General features: G+C 45.3%; 26 protein-coding genes, 1 pseudogene and 1 riboswitch. Of the genes and pseudogenes, 14 read left to right on the top strand and 13 right to left on the bottom strand.

All coding sequences use genetic code 11. The annotated features are described in order from the left end of the window. Positions 1-18: 18 nt before the first annotated feature. From argC to AC0OMA_RS06245, 6 genes are all read right to left on the bottom strand, one after another. Positions 19-1,056, bottom strand: coding sequence for an N-acetyl-gamma-glutamyl-phosphate reductase (gene argC / locus AC0OMA_RS06270; RefSeq protein WP_474221979.1), 1,038 nt, complete (start codon positions 1,054-1,056; stop codon positions 19-21). Between the two features lie 204 nt (positions 1,057-1,260). Beyond that, a complete protein-coding gene (locus AC0OMA_RS06265) occupies positions 1,261-1,800 on the bottom strand; it encodes an MFS transporter (RefSeq protein WP_046340226.1) in 540 nt (179 codons plus the stop codon). Then, positions 1,800-3,230: an FAD-binding oxidoreductase gene (locus AC0OMA_RS06260; protein WP_181218819.1), complete on the bottom strand. Its 1,431-nt coding sequence runs from the start codon at positions 3,228-3,230 to the stop codon at positions 1,800-1,802. Before AC0OMA_RS06260 ends, AC0OMA_RS06265 begins: the two co-directional genes overlap by 1 nt. 61 nt (positions 3,231-3,291) lie before the next feature. Further along, positions 3,292-3,462, bottom strand: coding sequence for a YqaE/Pmp3 family membrane protein (locus AC0OMA_RS06255; protein WP_003232996.1), 171 nt, complete (start codon positions 3,460-3,462; stop codon positions 3,292-3,294). 64 nt (positions 3,463-3,526) lie between these two features. Continuing rightward, positions 3,527-3,835, bottom strand: coding sequence for a metal-sulfur cluster assembly factor (locus AC0OMA_RS06250; protein ID WP_014479422.1), 309 nt, complete (start codon positions 3,833-3,835; stop codon positions 3,527-3,529). 63 nt (positions 3,836-3,898) lie between these two features. Beyond that, a complete protein-coding gene (locus tag AC0OMA_RS06245) occupies positions 3,899-4,666 on the bottom strand; it encodes a prolyl oligopeptidase family serine peptidase (RefSeq protein ID WP_100506196.1) in 768 nt (255 codons plus the stop codon). Between the two features lie 120 nt (positions 4,667-4,786). Between AC0OMA_RS06245 and yitU the strand changes: the two genes are divergently transcribed. The 3 genes from yitU (at position 4,787) to AC0OMA_RS06230 (ending at position 6,053) form a co-directional block, all read left to right on the top strand. Then, entirely contained in the window at positions 4,787-5,599 is an 813-nt protein-coding gene (gene yitU / locus AC0OMA_RS06240) for a 5-amino-6-(5-phospho-D-ribitylamino)uracil phosphatase YitU (RefSeq protein ID WP_014476412.1), read from the top strand. A gap of 103 nt (positions 5,600-5,702) precedes the next feature. Continuing rightward, positions 5,703-5,855, top strand: a complete 153-nt coding sequence (locus AC0OMA_RS06235; protein ID WP_015483078.1) for a hypothetical protein — start codon at positions 5,703-5,705, stop codon at positions 5,853-5,855. Continuing rightward, entirely contained in the window at positions 5,856-6,053 is a 198-nt protein-coding gene (locus AC0OMA_RS06230; protein WP_003245613.1) for a DUF3813 domain-containing protein, read from the top strand. Between the two features lie 30 nt (positions 6,054-6,083). On the opposite strand, the gene AC0OMA_RS06225 is transcribed toward AC0OMA_RS06230, so the two are convergent. Both AC0OMA_RS06225 and AC0OMA_RS06220 read right to left on the bottom strand, forming a co-directional pair. Further along, positions 6,084-6,539, bottom strand: coding sequence for a BsuPI-related putative proteinase inhibitor (locus AC0OMA_RS06225; RefSeq protein ID WP_047182417.1), 456 nt, complete (start codon positions 6,537-6,539; stop codon positions 6,084-6,086). Between the two features lie 18 nt (positions 6,540-6,557). After that, positions 6,558-7,400 carry a YitT family protein gene (locus tag AC0OMA_RS06220; protein WP_003245017.1) on the bottom strand — a complete coding sequence of 281 codons (843 nt, stop codon included), beginning with the start codon at positions 7,398-7,400 and terminating at the stop codon, positions 6,558-6,560. Positions 7,401-7,537: 137 nt separating this feature from the next. Between AC0OMA_RS06220 and AC0OMA_RS06215 the strand changes: the two genes are divergently transcribed. Next, positions 7,538-8,389: a DegV family protein gene (locus AC0OMA_RS06215; protein WP_015252379.1), complete on the top strand. Its 852-nt coding sequence runs from the start codon at positions 7,538-7,540 to the stop codon at positions 8,387-8,389. A 45-nt stretch (positions 8,390-8,434) separates the two neighbouring features. Here AC0OMA_RS06215 and nprB read toward each other — a convergent pair whose 3' ends face one another. The 4 genes from nprB to AC0OMA_RS06195 all read right to left on the bottom strand — a co-directional run bounded on the left by nprB (position 8,435) and on the right by AC0OMA_RS06195 (position 11,431). Further along, positions 8,435-10,051: a neutral protease NprB gene (gene nprB, locus AC0OMA_RS06210; protein WP_474221978.1), complete on the bottom strand. Its 1,617-nt coding sequence runs from the start codon at positions 10,049-10,051 to the stop codon at positions 8,435-8,437. Positions 10,052-10,186: 135 nt separating this feature from the next. After that, positions 10,187-10,480 (bottom strand): DUF3784 domain-containing protein, encoded by a 294-nt coding sequence (locus AC0OMA_RS06205; protein ID WP_003233021.1) that lies wholly within the window; start codon positions 10,478-10,480, stop codon positions 10,187-10,189. A 19-nt stretch (positions 10,481-10,499) separates the two neighbouring features. Beyond that, entirely contained in the window at positions 10,500-11,087 is a 588-nt protein-coding gene (locus tag AC0OMA_RS06200) for an HAAS signaling domain-containing protein (RefSeq protein WP_017695665.1), read from the bottom strand. Then, the gene (locus AC0OMA_RS06195; protein WP_003245674.1) at positions 11,084-11,431 is read right to left on the bottom strand and encodes a PadR family transcriptional regulator; all 348 of its coding nucleotides are present in this window, start codon (positions 11,429-11,431) and stop codon (positions 11,084-11,086) included. The genes AC0OMA_RS06200 and AC0OMA_RS06195 overlap by 4 nt, the downstream gene beginning before the upstream one ends. A gap of 177 nt (positions 11,432-11,608) precedes the next feature. Here AC0OMA_RS06195 and AC0OMA_RS06190 point away from each other — a divergent pair, with 177 nt between their 5' ends. The 3 genes from AC0OMA_RS06190 to AC0OMA_RS06180 are packed head-to-tail and all read left to right on the top strand — an operon-like array spanning position 11,609 to position 13,640. Next, positions 11,609-12,145, top strand: coding sequence for an SdpA family antimicrobial peptide system protein (locus AC0OMA_RS06190; protein ID WP_015383323.1), 537 nt, complete (start codon positions 11,609-11,611; stop codon positions 12,143-12,145). Continuing rightward, positions 12,130-13,059, top strand: a complete 930-nt coding sequence (locus AC0OMA_RS06185) for a sporulation-delaying protein SdpB family protein (protein ID WP_003233028.1) — start codon at positions 12,130-12,132, stop codon at positions 13,057-13,059. Before AC0OMA_RS06190 ends, AC0OMA_RS06185 begins: the two co-directional genes overlap by 16 nt. Next, a complete protein-coding gene (locus AC0OMA_RS06180) occupies positions 13,056-13,640 on the top strand; it encodes a sporulation delaying protein family toxin (protein WP_003244950.1) in 585 nt (194 codons plus the stop codon). Before AC0OMA_RS06185 ends, AC0OMA_RS06180 begins: the two co-directional genes overlap by 4 nt. Positions 13,641-13,691: 51 nt before the next feature. On the opposite strand, the pseudogene AC0OMA_RS06175 reads toward AC0OMA_RS06180, so the two are convergent. Next, positions 13,692-14,589, bottom strand: a pseudogene (locus tag AC0OMA_RS06175) (CvfB family protein). Positions 14,590-14,687: 98 nt separating this feature from the next. Here AC0OMA_RS06175 and AC0OMA_RS06170 point away from each other — a divergent pair. The 7 genes from AC0OMA_RS06170 (at position 14,688) to AC0OMA_RS06140 (ending at position 21,953) form a co-directional block, all read left to right on the top strand. Beyond that, the gene (locus AC0OMA_RS06170) at positions 14,688-15,179 is read left to right on the top strand and encodes a YajQ family cyclic di-GMP-binding protein (protein WP_047182413.1); all 492 of its coding nucleotides are present in this window, start codon (positions 14,688-14,690) and stop codon (positions 15,177-15,179) included. A gap of 106 nt (positions 15,180-15,285) precedes the next feature. Further along, a riboswitch (SAM riboswitch) is annotated at positions 15,286-15,403 on the top strand. Positions 15,404-15,492: 89 nt separating this feature from the next. Further along, positions 15,493-17,331 (top strand): bifunctional homocysteine S-methyltransferase/methylenetetrahydrofolate reductase, encoded by a 1,839-nt coding sequence (locus AC0OMA_RS06165; protein WP_047182412.1) that lies wholly within the window; start codon positions 15,493-15,495, stop codon positions 17,329-17,331. 90 nt (positions 17,332-17,421) lie between these two features. Beyond that, entirely contained in the window at positions 17,422-17,871 is a 450-nt protein-coding gene (locus AC0OMA_RS06160) for a GNAT family N-acetyltransferase (RefSeq protein ID WP_029726279.1), read from the top strand. A gap of 4 nt (positions 17,872-17,875) precedes the next feature. Then, positions 17,876-18,724 (top strand): GNAT family N-acetyltransferase, encoded by an 849-nt coding sequence (locus AC0OMA_RS06155; RefSeq protein ID WP_474221977.1) that lies wholly within the window; start codon positions 17,876-17,878, stop codon positions 18,722-18,724. A 111-nt stretch (positions 18,725-18,835) separates the two neighbouring features. Further along, positions 18,836-20,104 (top strand): MFS transporter, encoded by a 1,269-nt coding sequence (locus AC0OMA_RS06150; protein ID WP_047182410.1) that lies wholly within the window; start codon positions 18,836-18,838, stop codon positions 20,102-20,104. 8 nt (positions 20,105-20,112) lie between these two features. Then, the gene (locus AC0OMA_RS06145) at positions 20,113-21,228 is read left to right on the top strand and encodes a mandelate racemase/muconate lactonizing enzyme family protein (protein WP_327830558.1); all 1,116 of its coding nucleotides are present in this window, start codon (positions 20,113-20,115) and stop codon (positions 21,226-21,228) included. A gap of 95 nt (positions 21,229-21,323) precedes the next feature. Further along, on the top strand, positions 21,324-21,953 hold the full coding sequence (locus AC0OMA_RS06140) for a YitT family protein (protein WP_009966972.1): 630 nt from the start codon (positions 21,324-21,326) through the stop codon (positions 21,951-21,953). The last annotated feature ends 24 nt before the right edge of the window (positions 21,954-21,977 follow it).

The raw sequence follows: 21,977 nt of genomic DNA, 5'->3' as shown, positions 1-21,977 counted from the left end.
GTTCGATTCTCTCCCGTTCTATGGATAAATTGGCGTGATGGTGAGTCCAGTTTCTTCATTCCAGCCATTCATCAAATTAAAGTTTTGCACTGCCTGACCGGCGGCACCCTTCATTAAATTATCGATTACCGAGACGATCGTGACTCTGTTCGTTCTCTCATCGAGGGTCACGGCGATATCACAGAAATTGCTGCCGCACACTTCTTTCGTTTGCGGGTACTGACCTTTTGGCCTCACTCTCACAAAATATGAATCTTGGTAAAATTCCGAATATAAATCATACAGGTCATCTGCGGATAGATCACAGGTTAATCTGGTATACATCGTCGCCATGATGCCCCTTGTCATCGGAACCAAGTGAGCCGAAAATGTAATGGGCCCGAGGCCTGGCTGCCATTCATTCAGCGCCTGCTCAATTTCCGGCGTATGCTGATGTTCATTGACTTTATAAATTTTAAAATTGTCGTTCAGCTCAGAAAAATGGGTTCCCATGGATGCTTTTCTTCCCGCTCCGGAAACACCCGTCTTCGCGTCAACGATAACAAAAGATTCATCGAGCAGTTTCTTTTGAGCCAATGGCGCGAGGCCAAGCAAAACAGCTGTTGGAAAACAGCCTGGATTGGCAATGAGTTTCGCCTGTTGAATTTGCTGTTGATTCAGTTCTGCCAGACCGTATACCGCCTCTTGAATCACCGCCTTCGGTGCCGCTGTCCGTTTATACCATTTTTCATATTCAGCCGGTTCTTGTATCCTCAGATCACCTGACAGATCAATGACCGGAATTCCCGCGTCTGCCAGCTTTGGAGTCAATTCACTTGATACTCCGGGCGGCGCAGCGAGAAACATGATATCTATTTCGTGTTTGATCATATTCATATCAATCGGCTTCAGCTTCTGATCCGCTAAGCCGGTAAGATGAGGATAACCCTCGCTATAGACATTCCCCTCTCCGCTGGATGAATAAAGTATGCATTCCTCTGCATGAGGATGATGCGAGAGAATCCTGACAAGTTCGGTGCCTCCATATCCTGTAGCACCTACAATTCCTATTTTCAAAACAAGTTCACCCTCTTGGTCTTTGTGAAATTATTTAACATTATAACATGAATAAAAATTAATTCAATCGTATATTTAATATTTTTATTCATTTATAAATTTTCTGTTCAATGGAAATTCCGCTCAAAAAAATCAGCACGACTCCAGCAGAAAACGTTGATGTGTCGCCGCTTTTCAGCCGCATAAAAAAACAGGCTGACCGCGTCAGCCTGTTTTCATCATCATCAATCCACTGAAAAAATATAGAATAGAGCTTGCATAAAAAATCATTTGCACTGTGAAAAAGTCAGCGAGAAAACCCCCGAGCATAATGGCTGCTGCTGAAAAGACAGCTGTCCAAAAATGGTAATTCCCAATCTTCTTTCCACGCTCTCCGCTGTCTGTAAAATTAGCGATCAGCACTTTTTCTCCATGCTTTTGCATCGCTCCAAAGAGCCCTAACAGCACTTGGACGATATACACTTGAACGACGCTTCCGATATGCGGGACATATAAAAGCAGAACAGCCATCCCCCACGAGTTCAGAAGCAGAAAATAACGGCTGTCAAACCTTTCAGACAGCCGTCCGAGGAGCGGGTAAATGAGCGCTCCGCTCAACCCGAACAATCCGTAGGAAAAACCGAACTGTGTGTAGCTTGAGCCGATATTTTTCACAAACAGAATATAAAACGGAAAGATTAAGCTGCTTGCGAAAAACACGCTGCTTTGTGATAATGTCAGCCATTTTAATTTGTTTTTCCCCATCATTTATACCTCTGATAAAAGTAATTCATAAAGCGCTCATCCGGGTCATAGGTTCGTTTTTTCTGAAAAAACGCTTCACTTTTCGGATATGCCTGCCTCATTTGCGCTTTTGTCTGGTAGGTCATATAAGGCAGATAATAGCTGCCGCCGTGCTTGATGGCAACGTCTGTCATGCGCCTGATGATTCGGGCAGTATCTGCCTGGTCTTCTTTTGAAAAACCCTCGTTTATTAATAGCACGAGCGAAAACATATCGTCCTTCGCATAGGAAAGGTCGGCCTTTTCATTTTTCTGCACGTAGCGGATCGTAATGTTCAGCAGGTTCAGATCTTCGTCCGACAGCGTTTGTCTCAGGTCATCAATATAGGACCCATACTCCTTCACGGGCACAAAATATTCTTGCAAAACATCTGTGTTGTCATTGTTTTCATACTCAAGAAACTTAGATTCGGACCGCATGACGTTATTGCGTGAAATCTCTGTGCCGTTTTGGCTCAGAAAATAGGATTGCTGTGTGTCCCACAGCCAATTCCTGCCCCATTCATACCGTCTTGACAAACCGAGTGCAAACTTTGTGGCTCCCGTATACTCATCTTCTTTGAGATCGCTGTATGATGGCAGTTGATCCTGGTGATCAGCCAATACGTAATTTGTGACATACATGTCTTTCAGAAATCCTTTTTTCGCTGTTGAAATTCGCGCCAGATGCATTCGGACATCTGGATTTCCTTTTACATGCTTTGAAAAATAGTCTGCGTATGTGCTGTAATTCATTTTTTCTGTCTTCATGACATACAGCTCATCATCTGTCAGCTCAAGCGTTACATCAAGAATCACGCCAAAAAGACCGTACCCTCCGATGACCGCCGTAAACAAATCATCTTTTGGAGTGACAGTGATAATCGTCCCGTCAGCTTTTAAAAGCCGGAATGATTTAACTGTATCAATCAGCGAGCCGTAGCGAATATCACGCCCGTGTGCATTTGCGCTGAGAGATCCGCCGATTGTAAAAATGTTTTGTGACTGCATGACTTTTACCGCGAGTCCGTATGGATTCACGTATTTCTGGATATCATTCCACGTTGCACCGCTTTGCACCCTGATGGTTTTCTTCTCTTGATCGAGTGACAGGATTTTGTTGTAGCCCGTCATGTCGAGAACGATGCCGTCCTCATAATATGTATGGCCGCCCATGGAGTGCTGGGCCCCGGCGATTGAAATTTTTATGTTTTTTCGATTTGCCTCTTTGACTGTGTCAATGAGCGTTTCCTCTTCCTGCCCTTTCACTGTCTGCTTTATTTTTACAGGCATCAGGCGGCTGACATCCGTCATCTCGCTTGTGTCTGTTTTTTGCTCTGAGTTCACAGAGTACGCAAACAGGGCCGCATACGCGCCAGTACAAAGCGCGAATGCAAGCAATTTCTTTTTCATAGTGCTCTCCCTGCTGTTTTTTATGACCATTATACCATGACTGCGTCCTCATTTTTCCAAATTATCTTCTTGCCCGTTTTTCGGCACGGCGGTCGGCGACGATAAAGCAGGCGTGAATCGCGCCCGGCAGCCAAAAGATACAGGTCAATATGAGATTCAGCAAGGCCTGAAACGGTTTTCCCGAAAACAAAACAGCAAGCGGCGGGCATAAAACTGCCAGCAGGTACATCATTTCCTTTCACTCCTTTCAGCTGTAAAAAAGGACAGCCTCACATGTCAGGCTGTCCTCTTTTGTTTTATTGAATGCCAAGCGCAATTTTTGCGTATCTGGACATTTTATCCCTAGTCCAAGGCGGATTCCATACAATGTGAACCTCTGTGTCTTTCACTTCAGGAAGGTCCGCTAATGCTTTTTTCACCTCATCAACGATAATCGGCGCTAAAGGGCATCCCATTGATGTCAGTGTCATCGTCACGTGCGTTAAGCCGTCTTCATCCATGTCAACATCGTATACCAAACCAAGGTTCACGATATCAACGCCAAGCTCAGGATCGACAACCTGTTCCAGGGCGCCCATGATGTTTTCTTTTAATGCTTCTTCCACGTTCCCTCACTCCTTTTTTCTACAGTATAACGTAAATTCAGCTCTTGTTAATAACTTAGTGCTTTATAAGTACGTTTCAAACCATTCAATCGTTTTTAACACAGCTGCCCGCGGGACTTTATGGTCAGCGTTTTCATCTCCGATAAATTGCAGGCGTTCCGGCTGCTCGCTGTAATGGGATTTGATCGTGTCATAAAATGTCCGGGTCGGCGCGTAAGGCACGACCTTATCTTTTGCGCCGTGCCAAAATAAAAGCGGGCGCTGTTGCAGTTTCTCCGGCTGAAGGCTGAGATCCCGCAATTCGAGACGTTTCATCAGTTGCTGTACCTTCTCTTCCGGCACATCGATTTCAATGCCCTGAGATTGAATATGGTCAATCTGCTGCTGAAACAGCTCCACGTAATTGGGGCTTCCCATCAGGCTGACGCCGGCTTTTATCCAATCATATGCAGTCAAAGCGCCAAGCGTTGTGATGCCGCCCATTGACGTGCCTGCGAGACCGATGCGGCCGCCGTCTATCAGGCCCTCTTTTTCAAAATGGTTTTTAAGTACGCCGATCTCTTCAATCTCGTTAAGGACGATATCCCAAAAATGCCCCGCCAGCTCTTCGACAGCCATTTCTTCTCCCCGTTCCCCATGGTGCAAAGCCTCCGGCAGAACGGCTCTAAAACCCTTCTCCGCAAGCAGATAAGCAATATGAAGGTTGTGTTCCTTCGCGCTTGTAAAACCATGTATAAAGATCACGAGAGGAACAGCGCGGTGCCTGTTCTCTTCCTTTACAATATGTAAAAACGGAATACCGGAAACGGTTTGATTCTCAATTTGTATCACAATGTGCCCCTCCTTAGGATAACCATAATCATAAGTGTAACATGTAGACAATAAAGATGGTAAAAAGCTACACTGTAAGTAAGGCAAAACAAGCAAAATCTAAGGTTAAAGGAGCTTTTCATGGAGACAAAACCCTATTTAATCGCATTAGATTTAGATGGAACATTATTAAAGGATGATAAAACCATATCTGAAAACACCCTTCAGACGATACAGCGCCTAAAAGATGACGGGCATTATGTCTGCATCTCAACAGGCCGTCCGTATCGTTCAAGTTCCATGTACTACCAGCAGATGGAGCTGACAACGCCAATTGTCAATTTTAACGGAGCATTTGTCCATCATCCGCAAGACGACAGCTGGGGGCGGTATCATACGTCACTGCCGCTTGATGTTGTCAAACAGCTCGTGGATATCAGCGAGAGCTACAACGTACATAACGTGCTTGCTGAAGTGATTGACGACGTATACTTTCATTACCATGATGAGCACCTGATAGATGCCTTTAACATGAACACAACAAATGTAACAGTCGGAGACTTGAGGGAAAATCTTGGTGAAGATGTGACGTCTGTACTCATACATGCAAAAGAAGAGGATGTGCCGGCAATACGCTCATATTTATCGGATGTGCATGCCGAGGTAATCGACCATAGAAGATGGGCCGCGCCGTGGCATGTCATTGAAATTATCAAAAGCGGCATGAATAAAGCGGTCGGCCTGCAGAAAATCAGCGATTATTACGGCGTGCCGAGGGAGCGGATCATTGCTTTCGGGGATGAGGATAACGATTTGGAAATGCTTGAATTTGCAGGCTGCGGCGTTGCAATGGGAAATGGAATTGACGCGGTCAAGCAGATTGCCAACCGAACAACGGCTACAAATGAAGAGGACGGCGTGGCAAGGTTTTTGAAAGAATATTTCTCACTTTAAAGAAGGTCCGTATTAATTTTTCCCACTCATAAACCTTACTTTACACCACCATACTATTGAAGACGACTCATCTCGTCAAAGTATGGAAGGGGGCAGTCTCAAAATGGGTAAACGAAGCAAATCCAGAAGGTTTATTCAGCAGGGTAAAGACTCCATCGGGCTACACGCCGCAAAATTTCCATATCGGTCTACTTTAGAAGAAGCTCATCAGCATGCCGCGGCACGAGACTCGGCTGAAAGGCAGTATGAATATTAAATGAGAAATGAACTGTTTCAGCAGGCAAAATCATTTGTTCAACAGGCGGTCATGGTGACAAACGGCTTTGAGGAAGGCGATCAGGAGCAAGCGATTCTGAGAGCCAAAAATGCTGTATCTTCTGCGTATGCCAATTCGACAGATGCGGAACGTCAACAGCTGCATCAATTTCAAAATCAGCTGGACAAACTGCAATAAAAAAGGGCTATGGCGACTCGCCATAGCCTCTTATTTGACTTCAAACTGCTGAACAGCCTGAACCTGCTTGAGATTTTCCGCCCTGCCCTTAAATGTCACCTTTACCTCATAGGTTCCGGGCTCAGGGACTTCCTTCCACACATCAGAGAAATCATATGTTTCTCCAGATTCAAGCGTCATGTTTTGAAAAGCCTGCGTAAACATTTTGTCTTTCGAATAACGGTATCTTTCTTTGTGCTCAGAATCATACACGACAAGTTCAAATTTTTGCCCTGTGCTGAATTGAAACTCAATAGCACGTTCGCTTTGGTTCTTCAGCGACATGTTAAACTTGATTTGTTCAGGCTCCTGAATTGCGTCAATAGATAAAACAACCTCTTGATTCTCCATTCCGCCTGATACCTCCTTATCGGGTTCTGTCTGCTCATCTTTCCCGCAGCCTATCAAAAGCAGCACGGGGAGGAGCATCACAAGCAGCCGTTTCACGACTTCCACCTGCTTTCGTCAGTCTTTTCTAAAGAAACCAAAAATCCCAGTCGTTTGAACAATGTTCGTAAATGCTTTCGGATCAACTTCTTTGACGATCTTTTCTAAATCGTACAGTTCATACCTCGTGATGACGATAATCATCATTTCTTTCTGTTCGTTCGTAAAAGCTCCTTTTGCCGGAACAGTTGTGATGCCGCGCACCATTTTTCCGTAAATGGCTTCCTTGATTTCGTCCGCTTTTTTCGTCACGATCATTGCCGTGAGCTTCATGTGGCGAGTGTGAATGGCGTCGATCACCCTCGTTGTCACATATAGTGTAACCAGGGTATATAATGCTTTCTCCCAACCTTGCAATAATCCTGCAGTCAAGATGATAATCCCGTTCAGAATGAAGAAATACGTGCCGACGGGTTTATCCTTCCACTTTGCGAGCACCATGGCGACGATATCAAGCCCGCCTGTCGAAGCTCCGTATTTTAATGTTAAGCCGATACCGACTGCGGAAATGACGCCGCCGAACACCGCGTTCAGCAAAATGTCATGTGACAGGCTTGTTTCCGGCAAGATCCCCATAAACAGAGTAGTGAGTGCGACACTTAAAATGCTGTAAACCGTAAACGATTTGCCGACCTTCAGCCAACCTAAAATACCGACCGGGATGTTTAAGAGGAACAAGAGCGTTCCCGTCGATATGTAAAAGGGGGCATATTGATCAACGACGCTTGATAAAAGCTGGGCAACACCTGTAAATCCGCTGGCATATACATCTGCCGGAATCAAAAATAAGTTCAGCCCGGCAGCATTGAGTAAAGCGCCGATGATGACGATGAGTAATTTTTTTGTTTGATCTAGTACCATGGCATGTTCCTCCGCTCTTTCTTCTTTATTATGTTTTCCCTTAAAACAAATATTTGAACACGATTTTGGCAAATTAATATGATATAGTTGGCTTAACTCTCATGATAACGAGCGATAACGGAAAGAAGGGAAGCAATATGACAGTTCATCTCATCGCTGACAGCGCCACTGATTTGCCTCGTTCTTATTTTGAAGAAAAAGGCATTGGCTTTATTCCACTCAGGGTTTCTCTCGGCGATAAAGAATTCGAAGATGCAGTCACAATTCAAGCGGATCAAATATTTGAAGCGATGCAAAATGGAGAAACGCCTAAGACGTCCCAAGCCTCACCGCAAACGATTAAAAATGTGTTTTTGCAATATGCCGAAACAGGTGATCCCGCTCTTTACATTGCCTTTTCCTCAGGTCTCTCCGGCACGTATCAGACAGCTGTAATGATCGCCAATGAAGTGAAGGAGGAATTCCCCGATTTCGATTTGCGGGTCATTGATTCCAAATGCGCTTCATTAGGATACGGTCTGGCTGTCCGGCATGCTGCCGATCTCTGTATCAACGGGAATACAATACAAGAAATTGAAACGTCTGTAAAGAACTTTTGCAGCCAGCTTGAACACATTTTTACCGTTGATGATTTAACATATCTCGCGAGGGGCGGCCGGATATCCAAAACGTCCGCTTTTGTCGGCGGCCTGTTGAATATTAAACCGCTGCTTCAGATGGAGGACGGCAAGCTTGTGCCTCTGGAAAAAATCCGCGGACAGAAGAAACTTTTCAAACGGATCATCGAGCTTATGAAAGAGCGCGGGGATGATTGGAGCAATCAAACCGTCGGGATCAGCTACGCCGCGAACAAAGAAAAAGCCACGGACATGAAACACCTGATTGAGGAAGCGTTCAAGCCGAAAGAAATCATTATGCATCCAATCAGTTCAGCAATCGGCTCGCATGCCGGTCCAGGTACATTGGCGATATTCTTTTTAAGAAAATGAGCAAACAAAAACAGTCAGGACACAGGTCTGACTGTTTTTGTTTGCTCATAGAATGCCGACAGCCTCATACGCCTTTTCGACTGAAGCTGATTGCTTCGAGCCTTCACCGTATAAATCATTGGCAGCTTCAATCGCCGCTTGCTTCATCATGCTGAAATCTGTAGACGCTGTTACATAATATGTTAAAGCCCGATAGTAAATTTGTTCACTTGCTTCACGCCCAATCCCTTCAACCTGTACATCGTGGTGCACGCCTCCTTCTGCAAGAAGATAAGCTGCTTTATTGTGAATGGACGAATTGATATGGACTCCGCCATAATCCTCTGTTCCTGTGTAGCGGTTCGAGTAATGATCTGGATTTCCCTGCTTAGATGGGTCCTCCAATGACCGCAATGAATCTCCTGCAATATCAGGAGTATAGACATCTTCGCCGATCTCCCAATCATCACGGTCAGCCATCGCGCCCATAATGTCAGAAATGGACTCATTTAATGCACCGGGTTCTCCTTGATATAAAAGACCGGCGGAATACTGTGTGACTGCGTGTGTGATTTCATGCGCGACAATGTCGAGCGATCCAGACAGCGGCTTAAATTTCGAACCGTCTCCATCCCCGTATACCATCTGGACACCGTTCCACGCAGCATTGTTCCATTGTTTGCCGACATGCACGGTAGACGTAATCCTTGCTCCGTTTTGATCAAAAGAATCACGGCCAAATGTCTTGCTGTAATAATCGTAAACGGCTTGCGCATTTGCGTGTGCGTCCACAGCCGCAGGTTCATTAAATACGGACGTGAGGCTGACTATTTCTTTGCCCGTATACCCGATCAGTTGAGACAAAAGCGTAAACAAGGTTTCGTTCAGGTTCTTCGCGTCAAACGTATTGATCCCTTTTCCCCTTGTTTCGTCAGCCAAATAAAAGCGCCCATTTTGTTCTGTGACGTCAAAGCTTTTTTCATCACCTGACACGCCGATTCCTGTACCTGCCGCTTCATGAATGGCATTAAAGGACTCAATGACTTTTCCGTTTTTGGCATCGATGAAATAATGCCAATAGCCAGGCTCAGGTTCAGATGTCGAGAGTCTCACAAGGTAGGCGAGATCATATTCACCGTCGTGTGGATAGATATATAATTCGCCTTTTGGTTCCCCATCAAGATAATCAATTTTTCCAATGGAAGCCTCGAGCTCACGCCTCGCTGTATGTATTGCTTTTTGCTCAGAAATAGACGGTGTGATGGAGACGTCCTTGATTTGCGGATGCACCTTTCCAAAGAAACTTTTCACTTGTTTGTTTTCCTTCATCGCGACCGCTTGTTCAAAGCCGTAAATCGGAATTCCTTTGTAAACCTCCGTTACTTTAAAAAACGTTTGTTTTGTCTTTGGATCCTTTATGGTTTTCGAAATGCGAAAATGGCTGTTCGCATTTCCTTTGAGCTTAAACTGCGTTTGATGCTTGTCAAGATAGGAAAATAGCGATTCTTTCTGGTTTGTGTTTTGTACCGGCTTCTGCGGTGACTTTTCGATGATGTATGAAGGGGTTTGATACGTATGGTCGTATTTGATGCTTTGATCAGCTGAAGCATGTGTTACAAAAACCATTTGGGCCGCCGTGCATAAGCCGGCCAGTAATAGAGATGTCTTGGTCAGGTTGCGCAAAACACCACATCCTTCCTATTTTGGAATCTATCATTTTTCTTCATCCTATCAAAAATACAAAAACTTGTATGTGGTGCTTCGTTCTTATTTTCCCAAAAAAGAAGGGCAGAGATATTTCGCTCTGCCCTTCTTTTTCTACTCTACTAATTTTTTATTGACATAAATAATAACCCCTGCTCCATATGCCAGTATAAGCGGAGGTATGAGCTGCTCCTGACCTTGAAATGAGATAAAACTATTCAGCAAAATGAACAAACCGGAATTCAAGAAAAAGTAGCCTGCTATTCTGGCCAGCCGATCTTTATCCCGTATACGCGCCTCGTTAAACCCAGCCAGCATCCAGGTTTGTTTTTTGATTCCGACAAAATAGGCAACCACAAAGAATAAAAGCGCGATGACAATTAATAGATAATTGATGCTGATTTCCATCTTACAGCCTCCTACAAGATTACTTGATGTTAAGAAAAAGAAAAAAAGCGGCACAGCTTACTGCAATCAGCAGCAGGACGACAAGCGCATTGAGGAACGGGCTCAAAAGAAGCAGCACTGCTAAAAACAGCAGATAAACCGCACCGACTCGCGAAATCTTGACAATCTCCTTTTGAGAGCGCATTTTGTTTTTTCTGACACCTGCAAACATCATCAATTTTTTCCGCTTCCATACATATCCGGCGAGCACCATTAAATAAACAGCCAGCGGCAGATGTCTGAAGTCGGACGGCAGCAGCGGCAGGGCGATAATTGTGACAATGAGAAGGACCGAAAGCCAGCTTTTGCCCAATAAAGACCTCCTCCTTTTCGTCTCTCCCCCATCACCCATCATCAATTCGGCAAGCTCCTTCGGATGAGAAAATTCAGATTCAACAGCTTCCTGCAGTTCCTCTTCACTAAGGCCGGCTTTGATTCTGTCTTGAACGAAAGCGGTGATATGCCCCTTTAATTCGTCGATAGCGTTTTCTCTCTCTACATCAGGCATATTCGCCAGCTCTGCATTTAGTTCCTCCATGTATCGGTCAATGATAAGCTGTCCATTCATAGCAAATCCCCCGATAAAGACAGTAAGGCTTGATGGGTTTCCAGGTATTTCTCCAGCCGTTCTTTTAACATTTCTTCTCCTTTTTGCGTCATTTTGTAATACTTTCTTTTCGGGCCGTCCAGTGAATCTTCCCAAAAAAATTCGATCCATCCCTTCTCGGTCATACGTTTCAGAATCGGATAAATCGCTCCCTCTGAAATAGCCAGCGCCGAGGTGGTTTTTAAGGATGACGTCAGCTCATAACCGTACATCGGTTTAGAACGCAGCAGGGATAGGATGGCTAGCTCGAAAATCCCTTTTCGAAATTGAACAATCCAACGGTCATTAACTTGATTCGTTTTCATGGTTTAAATATATCGAAAAAAACACTATATATCAATCACATATAGCAGTGTAAAATGTCCTGTTTTTTCTTTTAACAAAAATGGAATTTCTCATACTTTTTAACCTTTTTATTACATAAATGTTTTTATATTATGAAAAGTGTAAAAACGATTCTTCAGGTTAAAAGGAGCAGTCGAATGCAGAAATCGATATCATTTTTTGTCATTTTTTCAATCCTTTGGGGTTCGCTATTTCTGTTTTCTATTATTGGCAGCTTAGGGACAACCCCGATTCCGCTGACAAAGGACTCCAAATTTCTCATGTCCAGCATCCTCCCTCAGGGCTGGGGCTTTTTTAGCAAAAATCCGCGTGATACTGCAATCGGCTTATATGAGGCTGAAAATGCCAGCGCCAAGGTCAGATGGCCCAATATGAGGGCTGACAACCTATTCGGCCTGTATCGGTATGGGCGGTCACAAGGCGTTGAAATGGGCGTGATCTACAGCCAAGTCAGCAAGGAACAGTGGACAGCATGTAAAGAAAAGGACCTCGGCGCATGCAAAAGCAAAGCCAAAACCGTGCAATTAAAAACACCCGCTCCCCGCCCGCTGCTTTGTGGCAGCTACTATTTGACGAAAGAGGATATTGTTCCTTGGAGCTATTCTAAATACACCCCTTCGTCTTATCAGGTAAAAAGCATAGTCAAGGTTGTGATCTCATGCTCGAAAACATAAAACAGACCATCACCAGATGGGACGAAAGAAACCCGTGGACAAATGTATACGGCCTCGCGCGAAGCATTATTGCGCTATCCAGCCTGCTGACGCTGCTCATCAATCACCCGAGCCTCATTATGAAGCCAGCCAGCGGGATCAGCAGCTATCCAGCTTGTAAAATGAATCTCAGTCTCTTTTGCCTCGGCGAAAATAACTATATGATGTTAAATCTTTTCAGGTGGGTCTGCATTGCCATTCTGGTGCTTGTTGTCATTGGCTGGCGCCCCAGAATCACCGGGGTTCTGCATTGGTATGTCAGTTACAGCCTGCAGTCATCACTGATCGTCATCGACGGAGGCGAGCAGGCAGCAGCCGTCATGACCTTTTTATTGCTTCCCATCACGCTGACCGATCCGAGAAAATGGCATTGGAGTACGAGACCTATAGAGGGCAAAAGAACACTTGGAAAAATAACAGCTTTTATTTCTTATTTTGTGATCAGAATCCAAGTGGCGGTGCTTTATTTTCACTCTACCGTCGCTAAGCTGTCTCAGCAGGAATGGGTGGACGGAACGGCCGTCTATTATTTCGCCCAGGAAAAAACCATTGGCTTCAACGGCTTTTTTCAGGCGTTAACGAAGCCAATTGTAACAAGTCCGTTCGTGGTGATTCCGACATGGGGGACGCTGCTGGTTCAAATTGTCATCTTCGCGGCGCTGTTTGCGCCGAAGAAGCATTGGAGATTGATTTTGATCATCGCTGTTTTTATGCATGAGATTTTTGCAGTCATGCTGGGCCTCATCAGTTTTTCGATTATCATGGCCGGCATTTTGATATTGTATCTCACTCCTATCGATTCCACGATTCAATTTACATATATTCGCAGACTGTTGTGGAATAAAAAACACAAGAAGGGAGAGGTTTCAGTTTGAAGAAGGCGTTTCTAGTATTTTTGTCGGTTGTATTGGTGACGACTGTGTTTTTGGTGAAGCAGCAAGAAAGTGTGGCACAGGCAAAGCAGCTTGAGTATTCAGGTGAGGAAATTTTTAAAGGCTTTGTGTTTGCCCAAGGGGAAGTTGGCAAACAGCTTCCAGAGGTCTTTAATAAAGCGATGACAGACAAACTCAACACAAAACAGGCAAAGGCTTTTGCCAATCAGGTTGTCGCTGATATTAAAAAAGAGGATGCTGACTTTTTTGATAACCTGAAGAAAGCTGTTTACAGCAAAGATGCATTGAAAGTGGATGAACTGCTGAAAAAAGCAGGTCAAATCGTTGAAGAGAAAGTAGAAGCTGCAAAGGAAATCGCCGCTTCCAAGGATGATACATCCAGAGTTCAGGCCGAGCTTGTCAACACTGTTGATACCGCTAACTATTTCTATTATGTTTCTTATGTTGCTGCAGCCGGTGCCCTGATTCTGATCATTCTCGCCATTGATATTACGCCGATTGCGATTTCAGACAATGTGGATCGCGAAATGGCAATCAGAACGCTGGTTGATGAATTAAACTAGACATAAAAAACGGCTCGCTCCGCAGTCTGCTGCAGGCGAGCCGTTTTCATGCTATTTTTTCTCGTATGTCCATCCATTTTCCTGATACACTTTTCCGTTTTTCATCAAATGGCCCAGCGCGCGTTTAAAGGCGGCTTTGCTCATATTAAAACGTTCTCTGATATCGTCAGGCTGGCTTTTGTCACTGTACGGCATGGCACCGTTTCTCATTCTCATATACGTTAGAATGCACTCAGCATCAACTGACATTGCATCCTGTTTTCTCGGTAGCAGCGACAAGTTTACTGAACCGTCTTCTTTCACTTGAATCACCCGTCCTGTGACTCTTGAACCCAGTCTTGGCTCCTCTTTTCTTTCTGACGGGTGAATAAAACAGCGGATACCGTCATCCGTGATCACGAATGAACCCGATGCGATCAGCCTGTACACCGTACCTGTCAGCTCTTTATTCATCAGATCTTCTGAAGCGTCGGTAAACAGTTCGCTGATGATATCTTCCGGCGCTGGTTTCGCAAACATGCGCCCCCGGTTCGTCACCTTCAGCATACAGTAAAGTTTGTCCCCTTTTTGCGGCCAGACATCTTCGTACGGGGGCAAATGCTCAGTTGCGACTAGTGCGTCCTTCGATAAACCGACATCAACGAAAACGCCCATATCTTCCACTTTATCTACCACTTCAACCCAGCCATATTCATCCGCGCTGATGACCGGAATTTTCATCGTGGCCGCAAGCCTTTCCTGCTGGTCGACGTATATAAAGACTTCTACTTCGTCTCTGTCCTCGATATCCTCAGTCATTTCACTGTTATGTAAGAGAATCGTATCTTCCCCATCGGTTAAAAAGTAACCGAAGTCGGTTTGGTGATCTATACTCAAGGTTAATTGCTGCCCTGGTCTCATGCTATCGTCCTTCCTGTTCCGCTTATTCCTCTGCGGATTTTGTTAACATTTTTTCCAATCATCACAAATTGATTCTTTGTTCTGTTGGAAGTTTCTCTTTATTCTACTATAATCAACACATAAGTTAAATGTTATGGAGGTTTTCATATGGCAAAAGAAAGCTCATTTGATATTGTATCCAAGGTGGAATTGCCTGAAGTGCAAAACGCAATCCAAATCGCACTGAAGGAAATCAGTACCCGATATGACTTTAAAGGCAGCAAAAGCGACATTTCTTTAGATAAAGAGGAGCTGGTCCTCGTTTCCGATGACGAATTCAAATTAAGCCAGCTGAAAGATGTGCTGGTCAGCAAATTGATTAAACGAAACGTACCGACAAAAAACATTGATTACGGCAAGGTTGAAAACGCGTCAGGCGGAACGGTACGCCAGCGTGCAAAGCTTGTTCAAGGCATTGACAAGGACAACGCAAAAAAAATCAATACGATCATCAAAAACTCCGGACTGAAAGTAAAGTCTCAGGTGCAGGATGATCAAGTGCGTGTCACCGGAAAAAACAAAGATGACCTGCAGCAGCTTATCTCAGCTGTGCGGGGAGCAGATCTGCCAATTGACGTTCAATTTATAAATTTCAGATAAATTTTCTGATTCCTATTGATTATTGTCTTTATTTTCGGTAAATTTGGAGAAAGGGAAAAACGCCAGGTATCTTTTGGCACTTCCTGACACGAAAATTTCATATCCGTTCTTATCAAGAGAAGCAGAGGGACTGGCCCGACGAAGCTTCAGCAACCGGTGTAATGGCGATCAGCCATGACCAAGGTGCTAAATCCAGCAAGCTCGAACAGCTTGGAAGATAAGAAGAGACAAAATCACTGACAAAGTCTTCTTCTTAAGAGGACTTTTTTTATTTCTCTTTTTTCCTTGCTGATGTGAATAAAGGAGGCAGACAATGGGACTTTTAGAAGATTTGCAAAGACAGGTGTTAATCGGTGACGGCGCCATGGGGACACTCCTCTACTCCTATGGCATTGACAGGTGTTTTGAGGAGCTCAATATTTCAAAGCCGGAGGAAATTCAGCGCATACATAAAGCGTACGTTGAAGCGGGAGCCAACATTATTCAAACGAATACGTACGGGGCCAACTATATTAAATTATCCAGACACGGGCTTGAGGATGACATCAAAAAAATGAATCAGGAAGCCGTAAAGATCGCGCGGGCTTCAGCAGGCGATGCATACGTGCTTGGAACGATGGGCGGCATACGCACATTTAATAAAAACGCGTACAGTCTTGACGAAATTAAGCGCAGCTTCCGCGAGCAGCTGTACCTGCTGCTGCATGAAGAGCCGGATGGCTTGCTGTTAGAAACATATTATGATTTGGAAGAAGCCCGTGAAGTGCTGAAAATCGCGCGCAAAGAGACTGATCTTCCGATTATGCTCAATGTCTCCATGCACGAGCAAGGCGTATTGCAGGACGGAACGCCGCTTTCTGACGCATTGCGCTCGATTGCGGATCTCGGAGCTGATATTGTCGGCATTAACTGCCGCCTCGGCCCTTATCACATGATTGAAGCGCTCAGCGAAGTGCCGATTTTTGATGACGTATTCTTATCCGTTTATCCGAACAGCAGTCTTCCTTCGCTTGAAGAGGGACGGCTCGTCTATGAAACAGACGACACGTATTTTCAAAACAGCGCGTCAGAATTCCGTAAGCAAGGCGCGCGGATTATCGGCGGCTGCTGCGGCACAACGCCGAATCACATCCGGGCGATGGCGGAAGCAGTTGGCGGGCTGGCTCCGATTACGGAAAAAGAAGTCAAAACCCGGGCGAAAGAATTCATTTCTGTTCATCATGAGCGAACCGAGCCCGGCCTGGATGAGATCGCGGCGAAAAAACGCTCTATTATCGTAGAACTGGACCCGCCAAAAAAACTAAGCTTTGACAAATTTCTATCGGCGGCGGCTGAATTAAAAGAAGCGGGAATCGATGCCCTGACACTCGCCGACAATTCTCTGGCGACCCCGCGGATCAGCAATGTTGCCTGCGGCGCCCTTGTCAAGCAGCAGCTCGATATGCGTTCCCTTGTCCATATTACGTGCCGTGACCGTAACATTATCGGCTTACAGTCACATTTAATGGGCCTTGATACGTTAGGGCTGAATGACGTGCTTGCTATTACAGGTGACCCTTCTAAAATCGGGGATTTTCCTGGTGCGACGTCTGTATATGATTTAACATCTTTTGATTTAATCAGGCTGATCAAACAATTCAATGAAGGTCTGTCTCTGTCTGGAAAACCGCTCGGCAAGAAAACGAATTTCTCAGTTGCTGCTGCATTTAATCCTAACGTCCGCCATCTGGATAAAGCGGTAAAACGGCTTGAGAAAAAAATAGATTGCGGCGCAGATTATTTTGTTTCTCAGCCTGTCTATTCCGAGCAGCAGCTTGTCGATATCCATAATGAAACAAAACATCTGAAGACGCCGATCTATATCGGCATCATGCCGCTGACAAGCAGCCGGAATGCCGAATTCATCCATAATGAAATTCCCGGCATTAAGCTGTCTGATACGATTCGCGAAAAAATGGCCCATGCCGGTGAAGATAAAGAAAAGCAAAAGGCGGAAAGCCTTGCGATTGCACGCTCCCTGCTGGATACGGCATGCGAGCTGTTCAACGGCATCTACTTGATAACGCCTTTCCTCAGATCTGACTTAACCGCTGAGCTCACTTCATATATTCAGCAAAAAGATGAGCAGCGCCAAAATATCTTTTTGCATTAATCCCTTAAAAGACTGTCTGATCCAATCGGGCGGTCTTTTTCAACGGGATTCGTGTTACGATATAGAAAAACAGTCATGAGGAGGATCATTATGCTCGAAGTCAAAACCATTTCCGCGGAAGATACATATGAAATCCGGCACCGCATTCTGCGCCCCCATCAATCCATTGAACAATGCAAATATGAAGAGGATCATGCAAAAGGCTCCTTTCATCTCGGCGCGTTTTTTGAAGGGAAGCTGATCAGCATCGCTTCTTTTTCCCCGCAAAATCAGCCATTAATAACAGAATCCCCAGCATATCGGCTGAGAGGTATGGCAACGCTTGAAGGATATCGCGATCAAAAAGGCGGGAGCACGCTGATCAAACACGCGGAAGAGAAACTGGCAAAGAACGGCGTTCAGGCAGTCTGGTGCAATGCCAGAAGCCATGTGAAAGGCTACTATTCAAAACTTGGCTGGGAAGAACTCGGCGAACCGTTTGAGATTCCCGGCATAGGCACACATATCATCATGTATAAAAAACTCGAAACAAGCAGGTGATCTTATGAACGTAGTGGATGAGCTGATTGAGCTTCATGAAGAACATGTTTCCGGCTTATTGCGGCTTTGCGGGCAAGCCGGGTGGCCGGATTATGGCGAACAAGAGCTGAAACTGCTTGTTCAGCAGGGACGCTTTTTCGGTTATCAAAATGTCAGCGGTGATATTATTTCCTGCATCGGCTTGTTTTTGTTTGGCCGTCTTGCTTCTATCGGCCTCGTTATCGTGGACAAAGAATATCAACGGCTCGGTCTCGGCCGGCGTATGGTAAACGCCTGTATCACCCAAACGGGTGAAAACACCGCCATCAGGCTTTGCGCCACAAAAGAAGGTTTGCTCCTTTATGAAAAAGCAGGTTTTCATACGGCAGGTTCAGTGCGAAAGTACAGCTGTCACAGTTTTCAACCTTATACAAAAAAGCTTGACGCTGAACTGACATCCTTTAGAGAACAAGACTTTCACGACTTAACCGCGGCGGATCTGGCTGCCTTTGGCGGAGATCGATCAAACCTTTTGCAGCAGCTTATTTCTGCTTCATGCGAATGTATCATCGCCAGAAATCATGACGGACAGCTAATTGGCTACGGACTTTCTGTACAGACACCGGCCAATTTGAAATTCGGTCCCATCATCGCTCCATCATCAGATGTTGCAGCACAGATAATTAACAGGCTGGCGGCCGGCAAACAAGGGCCGGTGCGAATCGATATACCGAGTGAACACACGTCTCTGCATGACAGCCTGATAGAAATGGGCTTTCATAAAGATGATGAACCTCCGCTTTTGTTCTATCAGAAAAAAGCACCTATTCAAAATGGACACTTATATGCTTTGATTTCACAGGCGCTCGGTTAACCCTCTTTTTTCCCGAACAGGTATCTTCTGTTCGGTTTTTTGCTGTCTGATCGCTGAATAAACGAAGCCATCAGGGACATTCTAAGCAGAAGAAAAGGAGTGTGCTCTGAGATGGAATCATCAAAACAAAATAACGGAATGACGATTGTAGCAATCGGTTCAATCCCTTTAATATTAACCCTAGGAAACTCGATGCTTATTCCGATTTTGCCAAAAATGAAATCTGAACTTCATTTATCACAATTTCAAGTCAGTCTCGTGATCACAGTATTTTCCTTGATTGCAGCATTTGCGATTCCGATTGTCGGTTATCTCGCAGACCGATTCTCAAGGAAAGTCATCATTATTCCCTGCTTAATTTTGTATGGTGCCGGCGGTTTGTTAGCCGGGTTTGCGGCAGGTTTTTTTGATAATGCCTTTCCTTGGGTCATGGCAGGACGTGCGCTTCAGGGAATCGGGGCAGCCGGAACCGGCCCAATTGCCATGGCACTGACGGGAGATCTGTTTAAAGGCGCCCAGGAGAGCAAGGTGCTCGGCCTTGTTGAAGCTTCAAACGGCATGGGGAAAGTGCTTTCACCGATCATTGGCTCGCTGATCGCCCTGCTTGTCTGGTATGGCGCGTTTTTTGCCTTTCCTGTGTTTTGTATCATTTCGATCGTACTGACTTGGATTTTTATTAAAGAAAAGAAAAAGGAAAAAGAACCGCCACCAATCGGAAAATATGCAAAAGGGCTGTTAAGTGTCTTTAAACATGAAGGCAGATGGCTGTTTACCGCTTATTTAGCAGGTGCGACCTGTTTGTTTACTTTATTCGGCATCCTGTTTTATCTCTCAGATGTTCTTGAAAAAACATACGACACCGACGGCGTGAAAAAAGGCTTAATTTTAGCGATTCCGCTTTTGGTTATGTGTGTGACGTCTTATACAACAGGAAGCAAAATCGGGCAAAAGCAATCGTTAATGAAAAAGCTGATCGTACTTGGATTGGCGTTCATGACCGTATCCTACGCGGCACTGTCATTCATTGAAAATCTTGTCCTTTTTATCAGTGTTCTTGTACTGAGCAGTATAGGCTCAGGTCTTGTCCTTCCTTGTGTGAACAGTTTTATTACCGGGGCTGTCGGCAAGGAAAGACGGGGATTTGTCACCTCGCTGTACGGCTCTGTACGTTTCTTAGGGGTAGCGATCGGTCCTCCGATTTTCGGCCGCCTGATGCAATGGTCCAGACCCGGCATGTTTTTAAGCATTGCGGGATTGACTCTCGTTGTCGGGATTCTTGTGATGATGCTCATCCATGTGAAGCAAAACAATGAAGAAACAAAAGAAAAAGAAGACCCTAAAATGGCTGGAAATCGGCTCCAGCCCGCTGAGGAAAGGTAGCACCCAGTGTGAAAATTGTACGGATTGAAACCTTTCCGCTATTTCACCGATTAGAAAAGCCATATGGAGATGCTAATGGGTTTAAACGATATCGGACTTGTTATCTCATCAGGATTATCACCGAAAGCGGGATAGACGGCTGGGGAGAATGCGTTGATTGGCTCCCTGCTCTCCATGTCGGTTTTACGAAGCGGATCATCCCGTTTCTATTAGGAAAACAGGCTGGCAGCCGCCTGTCATTAGTGCGCACGATTCAAAAATGGCACCAGCGGGCGGCCTCCGCTGTAAGCATGGCGCTGACAGAGATTGCAGCCAAAGCTGCGGATTGTTCGGTATGCGAATTATGGGGCGGGGGATACAGAGAGGAGATTCCTGTGTACGCGTCTTTTCAATCGTACTCAGACTCCCCGCAATGGATCAGCCGCTCAGTCTCCAATGTTGAAGCCCAGTTGAAAAAAGGTTTTGAGCAAATCAAAGTCAAAATTGGCGGGACTTCATTCAAAGAGGATGTCCGGCACATCAATGCGCTGCAGCATACAGCAGGCAGCTCCATTACGATGATTCTGGACGCAAACCAAAGCTACGATGCCGCTGCAGCTTTTAAATGGGAGCGCTATTTCTCCGAATGGACGAACATTGGCTGGCTTGAGGAGCCTTTACCCTTTGATCAGCCGCAGGATTACGCTATGCTTCGAAGCCGTTTGTCTGTTCCTGTTGCCGGCGGAGAAAACATGAAAGGCCCGGCGCAATTTGTGCCTCTCCTTTCACAGCGCTGTTTGGATATCATTCAGCCCGATGTCATGCATGTCAACGGAATTGATGAGTTTCGGGACTGCCTCCAGCTCGCGCGTTATTTTGGCGTCAGAGCATCCGCCCATGCATATGACGGATCGCTCTCACGGCTCTATGCTTTATTTGCACAAGCCTGTCTGCCCCCATGGTCTAAAATGAAGAACGATCACATTGAACCGATCGAGTGGGACGTCATGGAGAATCCTTTTACAGATCTCGTCAGCCTGCAGCCTTCAAAAGGAATGGTCCACATCCCGAAAGGAAAAGGCATTGGAACAGAGATCAATATGGAGATCGTCAATCGCTACAAGTGGGATGGCTCAGCATATTAAGCTGGGCCATTTCTTTATTTTGAGACATAAATCATGGACAGCCTCATAAAATGAAAACAGCGGACAAGTCTTTTCATAAAGGAGCAAATGACTTAATGGCTGAACTGCTGATGAAAGCAAAACTTACGTTTATGATTGTCGTAGGCGGCGTACTACAGGGACTCGGCATGTCCTTGTTTTTATTTCCGCATGATATTCCGACAGGCGGTGCAGCAGGTATTGCGGTGCTATTGCATTATCTGTTTCAAATCCCCCACGGGTTTTCAGTGTGGGCTGTGAATGTATCAATGCTTTTTACCGCTTTAAAATGGCTGGAGATGAGAACATTCACCGGCACCCTTGCTTCTATCACCGTCACCTCTGTCTCGGTATTGATCTTTGATGCGGTTTTTCCGGATATCACATCTAATCTGTGGCTTGATCTGGCAAGCGGCGCAGTGTTATTGGGACTCGGCATCGGACTTTTATACAAATATAAAATTTCGAACGGAGGATTCGGAGCCCTTGCTCTGATGATTTCTATCTACCGCGGCGGGAATCCTGGAACGATCCTGCTCATCATGAATTGCATCATTTTTATGGTCACCGCGTCTATTATTGACTGGGGCATCGTCATTCAAGCCCTGATATGCCAAGTGATATCGACAAGAGTCATCGACTTCATCTACAACATCCGTCTGACCTCACTTCCCTATCTCACGCCTATGTACCGCCATAAAAAATAATAGGCAGAGGCTCTCTTCACGACG

Source organism: Bacillus sp. AMCV2, from assembly GCF_056033925.1.
This window is presented reverse-complemented; position numbering and strand designations above follow the sequence as displayed.